Source organism: Brevundimonas sp. (assembly GCF_965278935.1).
Lineage (GTDB): Bacteria > Pseudomonadota > Alphaproteobacteria > Caulobacterales > Caulobacteraceae > Brevundimonas.
Genome location: NZ_OZ257124.1, coordinates 2,960,701 through 2,975,682, shown reverse-complemented (window position 1 = coordinate 2,975,682; position 14,982 = coordinate 2,960,701). Strand labels below are relative to the sequence as shown.

The 14,982-nt window shown below is 68.1% G+C and carries 12 protein-coding genes; 10 read left to right on the top strand and 2 right to left on the bottom strand.

Annotation, left to right across the window (positions count from 1 at the left end; genetic code table 11):
- Positions 1–86 precede the first annotated feature (86 nt).
- Complete coding sequence (locus tag ACQY68_RS14830) at positions 87–467, top strand: VOC family protein (RefSeq protein ID WP_428150372.1); 381 nt, start codon at positions 87–89, stop codon at positions 465–467.
- A gap of 51 nt (positions 468–518) precedes the next feature.
- The gene (locus ACQY68_RS14825) at positions 519–848 is read left to right on the top strand and encodes an SMR family transporter (protein WP_428150370.1); all 330 of its coding nucleotides are present in this window, start codon (positions 519–521) and stop codon (positions 846–848) included.
- A gap of 10 nt (positions 849–858) precedes the next feature.
- Here the strand turns inward: ACQY68_RS14825 and ACQY68_RS14820 are convergent, their stop codons facing one another.
- Positions 859–2,010, bottom strand: a complete 1,152-nt coding sequence (locus ACQY68_RS14820) for an acyltransferase family protein (protein WP_428150368.1) — start codon at positions 2,008–2,010, stop codon at positions 859–861.
- Between the two features lie 120 nt (positions 2,011–2,130).
- Between ACQY68_RS14820 and fliQ the strand changes: the two genes are divergently transcribed.
- The 6 genes from fliQ (at position 2,131) to ACQY68_RS14790 (ending at position 10,089) form a co-directional block, all read left to right on the top strand.
- A complete protein-coding gene (gene fliQ / locus ACQY68_RS14815; RefSeq protein ID WP_425987983.1) occupies positions 2,131–2,394 on the top strand; it encodes a flagellar biosynthesis protein FliQ in 264 nt (87 codons plus the stop codon).
- A gap of 9 nt (positions 2,395–2,403) precedes the next feature.
- Positions 2,404–3,183, top strand: coding sequence for a flagellar biosynthetic protein FliR (fliR, locus tag ACQY68_RS14810; protein WP_428150366.1), 780 nt, complete (start codon positions 2,404–2,406; stop codon positions 3,181–3,183).
- Entirely contained in the window at positions 3,176–4,252 is a 1,077-nt protein-coding gene (flhB, locus tag ACQY68_RS14805) for a flagellar biosynthesis protein FlhB (protein WP_428150364.1), read from the top strand. Before fliR ends, flhB begins: the two co-directional genes overlap by 8 nt.
- Positions 4,253–4,293: 41 nt before the next feature.
- The gene (gene cckA, locus ACQY68_RS14800; protein ID WP_428150362.1) at positions 4,294–6,354 is read left to right on the top strand and encodes a cell cycle histidine kinase CckA; all 2,061 of its coding nucleotides are present in this window, start codon (positions 4,294–4,296) and stop codon (positions 6,352–6,354) included.
- A gap of 68 nt (positions 6,355–6,422) precedes the next feature.
- Positions 6,423–8,252, top strand: a complete 1,830-nt coding sequence (locus tag ACQY68_RS14795) for a M61 family metallopeptidase (RefSeq protein WP_428150361.1) — start codon at positions 6,423–6,425, stop codon at positions 8,250–8,252.
- Positions 8,253–8,307: 55 nt separating this feature from the next.
- Entirely contained in the window at positions 8,308–10,089 is a 1,782-nt protein-coding gene (locus ACQY68_RS14790) for a DUF885 domain-containing protein (protein ID WP_428150360.1), read from the top strand.
- Here ACQY68_RS14790 and ACQY68_RS14785 read toward each other — a convergent pair.
- On the bottom strand, positions 10,076–10,996 hold the full coding sequence (locus tag ACQY68_RS14785; RefSeq protein ID WP_428150358.1) for a LysR substrate-binding domain-containing protein: 921 nt from the start codon (positions 10,994–10,996) through the stop codon (positions 10,076–10,078). The two genes, ACQY68_RS14790 and ACQY68_RS14785, sit on opposite strands and share 14 nt — an antisense overlap.
- A gap of 350 nt (positions 10,997–11,346) precedes the next feature.
- Between ACQY68_RS14785 and ACQY68_RS14780 the strand changes: the two genes are divergently transcribed.
- Together ACQY68_RS14780 and ACQY68_RS14775 are read left to right on the top strand one after the other, a co-directional pair.
- Complete coding sequence (locus ACQY68_RS14780) at positions 11,347–13,176, top strand: DUF885 domain-containing protein (RefSeq protein ID WP_428150356.1); 1,830 nt, start codon at positions 11,347–11,349, stop codon at positions 13,174–13,176.
- Positions 13,176–14,972: a DUF885 domain-containing protein gene (locus tag ACQY68_RS14775; RefSeq protein WP_428150355.1), complete on the top strand. Its 1,797-nt coding sequence runs from the start codon at positions 13,176–13,178 to the stop codon at positions 14,970–14,972. The genes ACQY68_RS14780 and ACQY68_RS14775 overlap by 1 nt, the downstream gene beginning before the upstream one ends.
- The last annotated feature ends 10 nt before the right edge of the window (positions 14,973–14,982 follow it).

Here is a 14,982-nt window from a genome sequence, read left to right as displayed (position 1 = left end):
CAAGCCGACGATGGCTGACGAGGCCGTGAGCGGAACGTCATGCCCCGGCCAGGCGCTATCTCTTACGAACCCGGAGGAACCGATCCATGCTCAAGGCCCGCAACTCGTCCGCCATCGTCGCCGTCCGCGATCTGGCCCGCGCAAAGGCCTTCTACGGTGAGACTCTGGGTCTGAACCTGTCACCCGACAGCGACGGCGACGTCGCCGTGTTCAACACCGGCGACACCCATCTGGTGGTCTATGTCTCGGAGTTCGCCGGGAGCAACAAGGCCAATGCCGTGGTCTGGAGCGTGGGCGCGGAGATCGAGTCCGTCGCCGCCGAACTGGCCGCCAGGGGGGTCGTCTTCGAGCAGTACGACATGCCGGGCGCCGATTATGAGAACGGCGTCCACACCATGGGCGACTTCCGCATGGTCTGGTTCAAGGATCCGGATGGCAACATCCTGCACCTGAACAGCGCGGACTGATCGCGGTTCTGGCCCGATTTGCGCCGCAGTCCGTGTGCTAGCCGGACGGGCATGAAGTACCTCATGCTCGCCACCGCCATCTTCGCCGAAGTCATCGCCACCACGGCCATGAAACAGTCCGACGGTTTCAGCCGCCCGCTGTGGACCGTGGTCACCGTCGTCGGCTATGCGATCGCCTTCTGGTTCCTGTCGATGACGCTGAAATCGATCCCGACCGGCATCGCCTACGCCATCTGGTCCGGCGTCGGGATCGTCCTGATCTCGGCCGCCGCCTGGGCTTTTCAGGGTCAGAAGCTGGATGCTCCGGCCGTCATCGGCATGGGCCTGATCATTGCGGGCGTTGTGGTGATGAACGTCTTCTCGAAGATGTCCGCCCACTAGATCGTCGGCATCAGCCTTCCAGCGACACCACCGCGCCGGTCTCGACCGGGCGACGTTGCGACCGTCCGCGCGCCAGCCGGGTCTTGATCCAGTCCTGCATCGGCTGATCGACGGCAGCGTTGAAGGCGAAGGCGAAGACGAAGGCCGCCAGCACGCCCGCGCCCCATATTCCCCACTGGACCTCGGTCGACAGGGCGTATTTCGCAATCAGGACATTGGCGACGCCGAACCAGGCGATGCGGACCACCTCGTTGGTGATGAACATCGAGAAGGAGACGACGCTGGCGCGTTCGATCAGCTTCGACGGCCGCAGCACGGGAATGGCTCCCGCCGCGATGATGATCAGGGAGATGAAGGTCAGGCTGATCAGGGCGTTCTTGCCGTACCACTGGACCACGGCCAGACCGACCGCCGCCGAGATGCCGATGATCCGGGCCAGACGCGGGGCGACGAAGACCTTCTCCGAGAACACCGCCAGCCCCATGCCCAGGATGAACAGCGGCAGGGCCCGCAGGAAGCCGAACTTCATCGGCATCTGGTAGACGGGATAGCCCAGGAAGGCGTGGCAGGCCTCGTTGGCGACGAGGTACAACAGGATCACGCCCGCCATCGCGCCCCACGGCCCCAGCGTCTTCAGGGCGCGCAGGATGTAGGGGAAGAGGACGTAGCAGCCGATCAGGGCAGAGATCGACCAGCTCGGCGCGTTCCAGCCCAGGCCGCCGTGCAGGCCGAAGGCCTGGGTCAGGGTCAGCTGCGCCGGCAGCTGGTCCCAGGCGAACCATTCCGGATTGCGCGGCGCGACGCCGATGACCGCGCTCAGCAGGATCAGCGACACGAGAGCCAGGCCCATCAGCAGGTGGGCCGGATAGACGCGCAGGAACCGCTTGATGAAGAAGTCGCCCGGCGACATCGCGCCGCGACCGACCGCCCCGCCATAGACCCGCATCAGCACGTAGCCGCTGTCGATCAGGAAGAAGTTGGTCAGAAGGAAACCGCCGCGCTCGAACACCGGATGCAGGGCGTGGGCCAGCGGCACGGGGCCCGCCGCCTGGAAGTGATGCAGGATGATCAGCGAGGCCACAATGAAACGCAGGGCGTCGAGCCATCCGCCGCGCGCGATCGGCGGTGTCTCGTTTCGGGTCGAAATTGCGGTCCAGGCCATCGGAAATCTCTCTTCACGGGGGAAATCCGCAAGGACCGGGCCGCTTCCGACGCGCATCGCTAACGCGGCGTTAACCACGCTCCCGGCATTTTCTGCCCGGTATCCCCGGGGTGTTGGACGATGAGCGGCGCGGAAGTTCTGGATGTGGGCCGCGACGCCCTGTGGCTGACGATCCAGCTGTGCGCGCCCGTGCTCCTCGTCGGCCTCGTCGTCGGCGTCGGCATCGGCCTGTTCCAGGCCCTGACCCAGATCCAGGAACAGACTCTGGTCTATGCGCCCAAGATCATCGCCATCTTCATCTCGCTGCTGCTGTTCCTGCCGCTGATGGGGGGTCTGCTCGGGGCCTTCATGCGGACCATCGCGGCGCGCATTTCGGGCATGTAGCGGGGCCTGATGGAGCCCTACGCCACCGCCGATCAGGTCTGGGCCGGCGGGCTGATCTTCGCCCGCATCGGCGCCATCGTCCTGACCCTGCCGGGCATCGGCGAGACCTATGTCCCGCCGCGCATTCGCCTGTCGCTGGCGCTCGTGATCTCGCTCGCCCTTTGGCCCGTGATCGGCGGAGTGTTGCCGGCCCTGCCCGACAGCCTCGGCGCCACGGTAGGCTGGGTCATCCGCGAGGTCGTCACCGGCCTGATGATCGGCGCGATCCTGCGCGGCTTCACCTCGGCCCTGTCCACCGCCGGCGAGATCGTCTCGCTGCAGACCACGCTCAGCTTCGCCCAGACCGCCAACCCGCTCATGGGCGGCCAGAACACGACCATCGCCGCCTTTCTGATGCTGTTCGGCACGGTGCTGGTCTTCGCCACCAACACCCATCATCTGTTCATCGCCGGCCTCGTCGGTTCCTATGAGCTGATCGCCCCGGCCCGCCCGCTGGTGACCGCCGACTTCGCGGAGCTGGCCATCCGCACCCTGGCCGACAGCTTCATGCTGGGGCTGCAGCTGTCGGCGCCGGTCGTCGTCTTCGCCCTGATCTTCAACCTCGCGGCGGGCCTGGTCGGGCGGGTGATGCCGGCCTTCCAGATCTTCTTCGCCGCCGCCCCGCTCAGCATCATCCTGGGCCTGTCGATCTTCGCCCTGTCGCTCGGCGTGCTGGGAACGGTCTTCATCGACCGCTACCGCGCCCTGGCCAACCTGTTCGTCTCGGGGTCGGGAGGGATCGGTGGCTGAAGACCAGGATCCCGAGTCCAAGACAGAAGACGCGTCTCCCCAGAAACTCGAGGAGGCGCGAAAGAAGGGCGACGTCGCGAAATCCGCCGACGTTGCCCCGGCCCTCAGCCTCCTTGGAGCCACCGCCGTCATCGTCATGGGCGGCGGCTATTTCGCCACCTCGATCGCCGAGGCCTTCATCCCCTATATCGCCTCGCCCCACCTGCTGATCGGAGGGCTGGAGGCGGGGGCGGGCGTCGAGATCGGCATGAACGCCGTCTGGGCCGCCGCGCCGTTCCTGGGCGCCGTCATGCTGGCCACCATCGTCGGCGGCGTCGGCGGCAACGTCTTTCAGTCCGGCTTCCTGTTCTCGGCCGAGAAGATGAAGCCCAAATGGGACAAGGTCAGCCCGATGGCGGGCTTCAAACGCATCTTCGGCCCCGACGGCCTGATGCAGTTCGCCCAGACCTTCGCCAAGCTGATCGCCGTGTCGGTCATCTGCTGGATGGTGCTGAAGCCCCACGCCCGCGAGTTCGAGAACATGGCGGCCATGTCGCCGGCGACCATCCTGCCGCTGGCCCAGGACATGATGGTCGCCCTGATGGCCGCGACCCTGGTCTTCCTGTGTCTGGGCGCCGGCGCCGACTTCGTCTGGCAGAAGATGCGCTTCGCCAAGCGGCAGCGGATGACCAAGGAAGAGGTCAAGGAAGAGTACAAGAACACCGAGGGCGATCCGCACGTCAAAGCCAAGCTGAAGCAGATCCGCATGCAGCGTAGCCGCCAGCGGATGATGCAGAACGTGCCCAAGGCCACGGTCGTCGTCACCAACCCGACCCACTATTCGGTCGCCCTGCGCTATGAGCCGGATCAGGGCGACGCCGCGCCGATCTGCGTGGCCAAGGGCGTGGACGCCCTGGCCATGCGCATCCGGGAGGTGGCGAAGGACCACGACGTGCCGATCGTCGAGAACGTGCCCCTGGCCCGCGCCCTCTACGCCGCCGTCGACATCGACGAGACCATTCCGCGCGAACATTTCGAGGCGGCGGCCAAGGTCATCGGCTTCGTCATGCAGAAGCGGAAGCGTCGATAGCGCTGTATGATCAGCCCACTGATTCGCGGGGCCGCCTTGCCATGACCGTCTCCAGCGCGCCGTCGGCGCCGAAGTTCGACATCACCGTGATCCTGATGGCGGTCGGTTTCGCCGTGGCCGTGGCCGCCTTGGCATGGCCCGCCTTCCAGGCCGGGCCGCTGACGACGCCGCACATGATCCTGCTGGTCACCGTCGCCGCCGTCGCCCTGATGGGGCTGTTCGCCTTCAACCGGATCGACGTCCGCAGCAGCGAGCGGCCCGCCGGCGACGTGGCGGTCGAGATGCTCGACGCCATGGCCGAGCCCGCCGCCCTCGTCTGGGCCTCGGGCGCGGTCCTCGCCTACAACGGCGCCTGGGCGTCCCAGAACGGGGCCACCGTCAGCCTGCCGAAAGGCAAGTCCGCCCAGGCCCTCTACATGGCCTTCGCCCAGGCGAGGTCCGGGCAGCAGGGCCGCGCCATCGTCCTGATCGGCGACCGGGAGCTCGAGGTCCTGATCGGCCAAGCCGGTGAGGGGCGTTTCCTCGTCCGCGAGGCCCCCGAGGCGACCCTCAGCAGCACGCCCGCCGCCGTCGCCGCCCCCGCCTATGCCGCCTCGGCCGGAGACGGCCGCGCCATGGCCGCCGGGGCGCCGTTCGGTTCCGCCGTGATCGCCGGGGATGACATCTTCTCCGGCCGCGCGGAGGAGGCGAACCCCGCGCTCGCCACCCTGACCGGCCCCGCCTCGGCGCGCGACGCCGCCTTCGGCCACCTGTTCGACCCGGCCGGTGTGATCGAGGCGCGCGCCCGCCTGACCGCCGGATCGACCGGCCCGATCGAGCTGATCGCCCGCGCCCACCCCGACAGGATGCTGCACCTCTATGTCGCGCCCGAGGGCGACAAGCGCCGCGTGTGGCTGTTCGACGTCTCGGCCCAGAAGTCGATGGAGCTGCAGCTGTCGCAGGCCCAGAAGATGCAGGCCGTGGGCCAGCTGGCCGGCGGCGTGGCTCACGACTTCAACAACCTGCTGACTGCCATCCAGCTGCAGCTGTCCGAACTGCTGGAGCGCCATCCGGTCGGCGACCCGTCCTATGACGGGCTGAACCAGATTCGCCAGACCGGCATCCGCGCCGCCGATCTGGTGCGGAAACTGCTGGCCTTCTCGCGCAAGTCCACCGTTCGCCGCGAACGGCTCGACCTCGGCGAACTTGTCGGGGAGTTCGCGGTCCTGCTGCGCCGCCTGCTGCGCGAGGACGTGCGGCTCGAGACCGACTACGGCCGCGACCTGCCGGTGGTGCTGGCCGACAAGTCGCAGCTGGAGACGGCGGTCATGAACCTGGCCGTCAACGCCCGCGACGCCATGCGCGGCGTGGTCGAGCCGGGCGCCGGGGTCGTCACCATCAAGACCCTGCGCCTGACCCAGGCCGATGCCCGGTCGATGGGCTGGCTGGAAGCGCCTGAAGGCGACAGCGCCCTGATCGAGGTGTCCGACACGGGCCCCGGTGTCCCGCCCGAACTGCTGGACAAGATCTTCGAGCCCTTTTTCACGACCAAGGCGGTCAACGAAGGCACGGGCATGGGTCTGGCCACCGTCTACGGCATCGTCCAGCAGGCCGGCGGCCATATCGGCGTGACCAATCTGGAGGGCGCGGGCGCCGCCTTCCGCATCTTCCTGCCCGCCGCCTCGGAGCAGGAACTGGTCGAGGCCGGCCCGGTCGAGGCCAAGGTCAAGGCCGCTCCGCGCGACCTGTCCGGCAACGGCCGCATCCTGTTTGTCGAGGACGAGGCCGCCGTGCGCGGTATCGCCGCCCGCCTGCTGCGCCAGCGCGGCTACGAAGTCATCGAGGCCGCTGACGGCGAGGAGGCCCTGGCCCTGGCCGAGGAATGGGCGGGCCAGATCGACATGATGATCTCCGACGTCATCATGCCCGGTCTCGACGGTCCCAGCCTGCTGAAAAAGGCGCGCCAGTATCTCGGCGACGCCCCGGTCATGTTCATCTCCGGCTATGCCGAGAGCGACTTTTCGGACCTGCTTCAGGACGAGACCGGCGTGTCCTTCCTTCCCAAGCCGCTGGACATCAAGACCCTGGCCGAGCGGGTGAAGCAGGAACTCCGGCCCGGGTGAACGCGAGGTAACTTGCCTCCTGGCCCGGCTTGCGTCCCTATGCGCGGCGTCGCTGTTCCGGAGTTTACATGTTCTTTCGTCGTCTGCTGACTGCCTCCGCCGCCCTCGCCGCCCTGACCCTCGCGGCCGGCGCCGCACAGGCCCAGGACTACGACATCAGCTTCGACAACGCCGTCCACCACGAAGCGCGGATCACCGTCACCTATCGCGACGTCGGCACGGCTCCGGTGCGGTTCCAGATGTCGCGCTCCTCGCCCGGCCGCTATGCGATCCACGAGTTCGGCAAGAACGTCTATTCCGTCTCCGCGGTCGATGGACAGGGGCGTTCTCTGACGATCGAGCGCACCGACCCCTACGGCTGGACCGTGCCCGGTCACGACGGGACGGTGAGCCTCAGCTACACCCTGTTCGGAGACCGCTCGGACGGCACCTATTCCCAGATCGACGCGACCCACGCCCACCTGAACATGCCGGCCACCCTGGCCTGGGCGACGGGTTTCGACGACAGGCCGGTCACGGTGACGTTCAAGCCCTTCTCGCCCGACTGGACCATCGCCACCCAGCTCCAGCCGGGGGCCGACGCCAACACCTTCGCGGCGCCCAATCTCCAGTACCTGATGGACAGCCCGGCCGAGCTCAGCGACCACATGGTGCGCGAGTGGACAGTCGATGATCACGGCGTCACGCGCACCCTTCGCATCGCCGCCCACCACCCCGGCACGGAGGCGGAGATGGACACCTTCGCCGAGCGCGCCCGGCGCATCGTGGACGCCCAGATCGCCGTCTTCGGCGACGTGCCCGACTACGATTTCGGGACCTACACCTTCATCGCCGACTACATGCCTTATGTGAACGGCGACGGGATGGAGCATCGCAACTCCACCATCATCAACGATAGCCGCTCGTTCCGGGAGGCGGATTTCGACCAGCTGGGAACGCTCAGTCACGAGTTCTTCCACTCATGGAACGTGGAGCGCATCCGCCCCGACGAGCTGGAGCCGTTCGACTTCACACGCGCCAACCCGACCCCGTCACTCTGGTTCGCCGAGGGCCTCACCAGCTACTACGGCCCGCTGGCGATGCGCCGGGCCGGAGTGTCGAACGTCGACGCCTTCCTGGGCGAGATGGGCGGTCAGCTGAACTTCGTCGTGAACGCTACGGGCCGCCGCTACGGCTCGCCGCAGGAGATGAGCCTCCGGGCGCCGTTCGTGGACGCGGCGACGTCCATCGACCCGACCAACTCGAACATCTTCGTCTCCTACTACCCGTATGGCGCGGTCATCGGCTTCGGCCTGGACCTGACGCTGCGCCAGCGGTTCCCGGGCAAGACGCTGGACGACCTGATGCGTGAGATGTGGCGCACCCACGGGGTGACCGAGCGGCCCTATTCGCCCGCCGACATCGAAGCTGCCCTGGCCCGTGTCACCGGCGATCCCGCCTTCGCCCGCGACTGGTTCGCCCGCACCATTCAGGGCAGCGACCTGCCGGACTTCGCGCCCCTGCTGGCCCAGGCCGGGATCGTGATCCGCCCCGCCAATCCGACTGCCGCCTGGGCCGGCGCCGTGCGCCTTCCGCCGGCAGGTCCTCCGGTCATCGCCGCCGCCCTCGCGCCCGACACGCCGCTCTATGCGGCCGGGCTGGATCGGGGCGACCAGATCGTGGCGGTGGGGGACAAGGCTGTCGCCGGACAGGCCGACTGGACCGCCGCCGTCGCCGCCGCGAAGCCGGGCGACGAGGTCCCGATCCGCTTCCTCCAGAGGGGGGTGGAGCGATCCGCCACGTTGCGCTTCGCCGCCGACCCGTCGTTCGATCTGGTAAGGGCCGAGGCCGGCGGCGGATCGGTCACGCCTGCGCAGCTGGCCTTCCGTGAAGCCTGGCTCGGCGCCGCGACGCAATAGGTCGCCGATCTCGATACCGCCCCCTTGTCTGTCCCGCGTCCCGGAAGGTTTCCCCATGCTCGATCGTCGCAGTCTCCTGCTCTCAGCCGCCGGCGCAAGCCTGATCGCCGCCCTGCCGGTCTCGGTCTTCGCCCAGTCGCAGCAGGACGCCGCGCTCGACGCCTGGCTGACCGAGCGGTTCTACGACAACGTCGAACGCAACCCGACCTTCGCCACCAGCCTCGGCATCGACAAGGATGACCGCGCCCATCTGGCCGCCGAGCTCGGTGATCTCAGCATGGAGGCGGAAGCCGCTGACAAGGCGCGCGACATCGCCTACTGGGAGCGCCTCAAGGACTGGCCGACCACCAACCTGTCCGACAGCATGAAGGTCACCCTGGCCGTCTCGCAGTTCCAGGCCGAGACGGCGGCGATGCGCGCCGAACTGCCCTTCGTCGGGTCGCCCTATATCGTGGCCCAGAACGGCGGCGCCTATTTCAGCGTCCCCGACTTCATGACCAACCAGCACCGGCTGGAGACCGCGGCCGATGCCGAGGCCTTCCTGTCGCGGCTCAAGGCCTTCGCGGTCCAGCTGGATCAGGAGAACGCGCGGCTCGAGGCGGACGCAGACGCCGGCATCACACTGCCGGCCGTCATCATGGACAAGACGCTGACGCAGCTGAAGACGCTGCGCGACACCCCCGCCGCCGAGATGGCCATGGTCCAGGCCCTGGTCCGCAAGACCGGCGAGAAGTCGATCGCCGGCGACTGGGGCGCTCGTGCCGCCGTCATCGTCGATGACGAGGTCAAACCCGCCCTGACCCGCCAGATCGCGGTCTTCGAGGCCCAGCGTCCGAACGCCTCGACCGACGTCGGCGTCTGGCGCCTGCCGCAGGGCGAGCGGCTCTATAACCTCGGCATCCGGGGCTACACCACGACGACCTACACCGGCGCCGAGATCCACGAGATCGGCCTGCGTCAGGTCGCCTCGATCCAGGCCGAGATCGACACCATCCTGAAGAGCCTCGGCATCACCGAGGGCACGGTCGGCGAGCGCGTCAACGCGCTCGGTCAGGACCCGCAGCACCTGTGGCCCAACACCGACGAGGGCAAGGTCGCCCTGATCGCCTCGCTCAACGAGATGGTCGCGGCCATCACTCCGCGACTGCCCGAGGTCTTCTCGACCCTGCCCCAGGCGCCGGTCGAAATCCGCCGCGTGCCGGTGTCGATCCAGATCGGCGCGCCGGGCGGCTACTACCAGGCGGCGTCGCTGGATGGCTCGCGGCCGGGCGCCTACTACATCAACCTGCGCGACACGGCGAACCGGCCGAAATGGTCCCTGCCGACCCTGACCTATCACGAGGCGGTGCCGGGCCATCACTTCCAGATCTCGGTCGCGCGCGAGGCGGGGACCCTGCCGATCTATCGTCGGGCCAGCGGGTTCTCGGCCTATAACGAGGGCTGGGCCCTGTATTCGGAACGCGTCGCCGCCGACGACCTGAATATGTACGAGGGCAATCCGCTGGGCCGGATCGGCTATCTGCAGGCCTATCTGTTCCGCGCCGTTCGGCTGGTGGTGGACACCGGCCTGCACGACAAGCGCTGGAGCCGCGAACAGGCCATCGCCTATATGATCGCCGAGGCCGCCACCCCCGCCAACGCGGCCCAGTCCGAGGTCGATCGCTACATCGTCTGGCCGGGTCAGGCCTGCTCCTACAAGCTGGGGCAGACCGTGATCGAGGGCCTGCGTCAGGAGGCGGAAGCGAAGCCCGGCTTCGACATCAAGGCCTTCCACGACCGGATGCTGCTCAACGGTTCGGTGCCGTTGGCCGTGCTTCAAGGCATCATGCGGGCGTAAGCGCGACCTCGGCGGCGATGTCCGGATCGGCCGCGGCCTCGGCCAGCAGCCAGTCGCGGAAGCGGGCGATCTTGGGCGAGCGGCGGCGGTCCTCCGGCCAGGCGATGAAATAGCCTTCGGACAGTCTCACCGTCTGGCGGAATGGCCGGACCAGCAGGCCCGCCTTGATCTCGCGCGCGAACAGGATGGGCGACCCGAGGGCGACGCCCTGACCGCCCATGGCCGCCGCGACCTCCAGTCCCTGGATGTCGGCGCGCAGTCGGGACGCGGGGGTCGCCCCCGTCGCGACCCCGGCGGAGGCGAACCAGGCCGCCCACTCCTTCTCGTCGCCGACCCGGGGGGCGTCGATCAGGTCGGCCGGATCCTTGAGCGCCAGTCGTTCGCACAGCGCCGGGCTGCACAGGGGGGTGAAGACGCTGGGCATCAACAGGGCGCTCTCCACACCGGGCCAGTCGCCGTCGCCAGACCTCAGGGCCACGTCCATGTTCTCGCGCGCGAGGTCGATGATGGTCGGGCTGGTGTCCAGACGCACCGCCAGTCCCGGATTGGATACCTGGAAGGCTCCCAGCCGGGGCGCCAGCCACTGGGTCGCCAGGGTCGTCAGGGTGGTGATCGACAGCACCCCCTGATCCGCCTCGGTCACCTCGGCGAAGGCCCGACGCAGGATGGTCATCGCCTCGGTCGCCGCCCGCGACAGTCGCTCGCCCTGTTCGGTCGGCTGCACCTCCCGCGGCAGGCGCCGGAACAGGCTGAACCCCAGTCGCGTCTCCAGCGCCTTGATCTGCCAGCTGACCGCCGCCTGGGTCATGCCGAGCTCCTCCGCCGCGCGGGTAAAGCTGTTCAGGCGCGCCGCCGCCTCGAACACGCGGATCGATGACAGGGGCAGGCCGGAGAGAGGATCACGCATAAGGTTACCTAGGGCTGACCCGTCATACTACTGGTTTGCGAGTGGACGCTGTCAAGCCGATATCTCTGCCATCAGAAGCAATCGGCACAGGAGGCCGCCATGGAAGAGATTCATCGTAATCATAAGGACGCCACGTGGGGTTGGCTGGCGGTCGTTCTCGCGGTCCTGGACGGTTTCCCCAAGCGACGCGTACGGACGCGGCCGCCACGTCTCCGTTCGACGGGTGTGGTGACGCCGTGGAGCAATCATTCGCCGAGCGGCTGGTCGGCCTGATCGATTTCTGACGCCGGGCGCTTGTCGAGGCGGCGTGGTTGGTGACCAATGCGGTCCTGAGTTTTCGGGAGCCCGCCATGATCGACCGCCGCCGTCTGATGTTCACCGCCGCAGCCGGAGCCAGCCTGATGGCGGCCGGGCAGGTCATCGCCCGGCCACAGGCCGGAACCGCGTCGGCGGCCTTCACGGCGGTCATGAATTCGATCGTTCAGGAGACGCTGATGACGTCTCCGGAGCTGCTGACCTCGCTGGGCTTCGACAAGGGGCCGAACGCAGCGAAGAAGGCGCTGCTCGACGACCGGTCGCAGGCCAAGATCGACGCCGACAAGGTGACCTTCCGCCGCCAGATGACCGAGCTGAAGGCCGTCGACCGCGCCGCCCTGAGCACCGACGAGAAGGTCTGGTACGACTCGCTCGAGTATTTCGGCGACACCGCCATGTCGGGTTACGAGTTCGCCTATGGCGGCGGAGGGTTCGGCCCGTCGCCCTACAGCGTCAGCCAGCTGACCGGCTCGTATCAGGGCATTCCCGACTTCCTCGACAGCCAGCATTCGATCGAGACGGCCGAGGACGCCGAGGCCTATCTGAGCCGGGTCTCGGCCTTCGCGACGGCGCTGGACCAGGAGACCGCGCGGATCGAGGCAGAGTTCGAGGCGGGGGCCGTGCCGCCGGACTTCATCATCGCCCGCACCCTGAGCCAGATGGACGCGCTGATGGCGCCGGGCGCGGCCGGGACGACCCTGGTCCAGTCGGTGGTGCGGCGGACGGGCGAGAAGTCGATCGCCGGCGACTGGGGCTCGCGCGCCGAGACCATCGTCAACTACGCCGTCTTCCCGGCCCTGACCCGTCAGGCGGATGCGCTGCGAGCGCGTCAGGCCGGCGCCACTCATGACGCCGGCGTCTGGCGGCTGCCCAACGGCGAGGCCTTCTATCGCTACGGCATCCAGAGCTACACGACGACCAATCTGTCGGGCGACGAGATTCATGAGATCGGTCTGGCTCAGTTGGCCGAGCTGTCGGCGCGGGCCGACGCGCTGCTGAAGGCCCAGGGTCTGACGCAGGGATCGGTCGGCGCGCGGATCAAGGCGCTGGGCGAGGATCCGGCCCAGCTCTACGCCAACACCGATGAGGCCAAGGAACAACTGCTGGCCGACCTGAACGCCCAGGTGATCGAGGTCCGTCACCGCATGCCCGACTATTTCGGCCGCCTTCCGCGGGCCGCCGTCGAGATCCGGCGCGTGCCCAAGGCCATCGAGGCCGGGGCGCCGGGCGGCTACTATAATTCGCCGGCGCTGGATGGGTCCCGGCCCGGCATCTACTACATCAACCTGCGCGACACGGCCGAGTGGCCGAAGATGCAGCTGCCGACGCTGACCTATCACGAGGCGGTGCCGGGGCATCACCACCAGATCAGCCTGGCGCAGGAGAAGGCGAACACGCCCCTGTTGATGAAGGTGCTGGGCTTCTCGGCCTATTCGGAGGGCTGGGCCCTCTACGCCGAACAGCTGGCCGACGAGATCGGCATGTACGAGAACGATCCCTATGGAAAGATCGGCTATCTGCAGTCGCTGATGTTCCGGGCGACCCGACTGGTGGTCGACAGCGGCATGCACGCCAAGCGCTGGAGCCGGGAGCAGGCCATCCGGTTCATGGTCGACGCCCTGGGCGACTCGGAAACCGCCGTCACGACCGAGATCGAACGCTACTGCGTCTGGCCGGGCCAAGCCTGTTCCTACAAGCTGGGTCACACGAAGTGGGTCGAACTGCGCGAGACGGCGAAGGCGACGCTGGGAGACAGGTTCGACATCAAGGCCTTCCACGACGCGGGGATGAACACCGGCGGGGTGCCTCTGACCGTACTGGAGCGGGCCATCACCGAATGGACCGCGGCGCAGGCGGCCGCCTGATGATCGATCGCCGCCGTCTGCTCGCCTCCGCCGCCGCGGGTGCGGGGCTCGCCGCCCTGCCGTCCCTGGCCCTCGCACGCGCCGACGAGGACGCGCGGCTGGATGCGATCCTCAGCCGCCAGTTCGACGAGGACATGGACGGCTCGCCGCAGGGGGCGACGGCGCTGGGGCTTGATGTCGGCGAGCGTGCGGGGCTGCGGAGCCGGCTGGATGACCGGTCGCTGGCCGCCGCCGGGCAGGATGCGATCCGGGCCCGCGAGCGGCTGGCGGAGCTACGGACGATCGACCCGGTCGCCCTCTCGGTCGAAGGACGGGCGAGCTACGACGTGCTGTCGTTCCAGAAGGAGATCGCGGCCGAGTCCGCCGGCTTCAGCTGGCACACGGCCGACAGCTGGCGGCGGACGCCCTATGTCGTCAGCCAGATCAACGGCGCCTATGTCGACGTGCCGAGCTTCCTCGACACCACCCATCCGGTGAAGACGCGCCAGGATGCGGACGCCTTCATCGAGCGTCTGGGCGCCTTCCCGACGGCGCTGGACGGCGATACGGAGCGGAGCCGGGCGAATGCCGGGACGGGTATGGTCGCGCCCGACTTCATCCTCGACAAGGCGATCGCCCAGCTGACGGCGCTGAGGGATCAACCCGGGGCGGATCAGGCGATGGTTCGCAGCCTTGCCCGCAAGATGGCCGAGGCCGGTATCGAGGGCGACCATGTCAGCCGGGCCGAGGCCCTGCTGGACGGGCCGGTGAAACTGGCGCTGGAGCGGCAGATCGTCGAGTTGCAGCGCCAGCGGGTCGATGCGGTCCATGACGCCGGGATCGGCGGGCGGCCGGACGGCGCGGCCTACTATGCCCTGAACCTGAGGGCCTATACGACGACCACCTCCACATCGACCGAGATCCACGAGCTGGGTCTGGAACAGGTCGCCGACATCCAGGCCCAGGCGGACGAGTTGCTGAAGGGGGAGGGCTATACGCAGGGCCCGGTCGCCGAACGGATGGCGGCGCTGCGGACCGAGAGCCGGTTCGTGTGGCCCAACACCGATGCCGGCCGCGCGGACCTGCTGGTCTACGTCAACGCCGAGATGAACCGGGTTCGGGCGCGACTGCCCGAGGTCTTCGCCCGGGTCCCGACCAGCGAGTTTCTGGTCAACCGTGTGCCGCCCGCGATCGAGGCCGGGGCGCCCGGAGGATACGCGCAAGGGGGTAGCCTGGATGGGACCCGGCCCGGCATCTACTTCATCAACCTGAAGGACACGGCGGACTGGCCGCGCTGGACGCTGAAGACGCTGACCTATCACGAGGCGGCGCCGGGGCATCTGTTCGAGGGGGCGCTGGCCCTGCAGTCGGCGAACCTGCCGCTGTATCGCAAGACGGTCGGCTTCTCGGCCTATGGAGAGGGCTGGGGCCTGTATGCGGAGCGGCTGGCCGACGAGCTGGGCCTTTACGAGGACGATCCGTTCGGCCGCATCGGCTATCTGGAAAGCTTCCTGTTCCGCGCCTGCCGTCTGGTGGTCGATACCGGCCTTCATTCGAAAGGGTGGAGCCGGGATCAGGCGATCCGTTACATGGCCGAGAACGTCGGCGATCCGAACGAGACCGAGATCGACCGCTATTGCTCGGCGCCGGGGCAGGCCTGTTCCTACAAGATGGGCGAGATCGCGATCACGGGTCTGCGGGAAGAACTGAAGGCGGGGTCGAACTTCGACCTGAAGCGGTTCCATTCTGCGGTGCTGGACGGCGGGCGGATGCCGTTGACGGTGCTGGACCAGCGGGTGCGGGCGGCCTTCGTCTGAACGTTTGTCC

What these genes read in the sequence shown, in the direction of transcription:
- ACQY68_RS14830 (WP_428150372.1), top strand. Translation starts at nt 87, where the DNA reads ATGCTCAAGGCCCGCAACTCGTCCGCCATCGTCGCCGTCCGCGATCTG.
- ACQY68_RS14825 (WP_428150370.1), top strand. Translation starts at nt 519, where the DNA reads ATGAAGTACCTCATGCTCGCCACCGCCATCTTCGCCGAAGTCATCGCC.
- ACQY68_RS14820 (WP_428150368.1), bottom strand. Translation starts at nt 2,010, where the DNA reads ATGGCCTGGACCGCAATTTCGACCCGAAACGAGACACCGCCGATCGCG.
- fliQ (WP_425987983.1), top strand. Translation starts at nt 2,131, where the DNA reads ATGAGCGGCGCGGAAGTTCTGGATGTGGGCCGCGACGCCCTGTGGCTG.
- fliR (WP_428150366.1), top strand. Translation starts at nt 2,404, where the DNA reads ATGGAGCCCTACGCCACCGCCGATCAGGTCTGGGCCGGCGGGCTGATC.
- cckA (WP_428150362.1), top strand. Translation starts at nt 4,294, where the DNA reads ATGACCGTCTCCAGCGCGCCGTCGGCGCCGAAGTTCGACATCACCGTG.
- ACQY68_RS14795 (WP_428150361.1), top strand. Translation starts at nt 6,423, where the DNA reads ATGTTCTTTCGTCGTCTGCTGACTGCCTCCGCCGCCCTCGCCGCCCTG.
- ACQY68_RS14790 (WP_428150360.1), top strand. Translation starts at nt 8,308, where the DNA reads ATGCTCGATCGTCGCAGTCTCCTGCTCTCAGCCGCCGGCGCAAGCCTG.
- ACQY68_RS14785 (WP_428150358.1), bottom strand. Translation starts at nt 10,996, where the DNA reads ATGCGTGATCCTCTCTCCGGCCTGCCCCTGTCATCGATCCGCGTGTTC.
- ACQY68_RS14780 (WP_428150356.1), top strand. Translation starts at nt 11,347, where the DNA reads ATGATCGACCGCCGCCGTCTGATGTTCACCGCCGCAGCCGGAGCCAGC.
- ACQY68_RS14775 (WP_428150355.1), top strand. Translation starts at nt 13,176, where the DNA reads ATGATCGATCGCCGCCGTCTGCTCGCCTCCGCCGCCGCGGGTGCGGGG.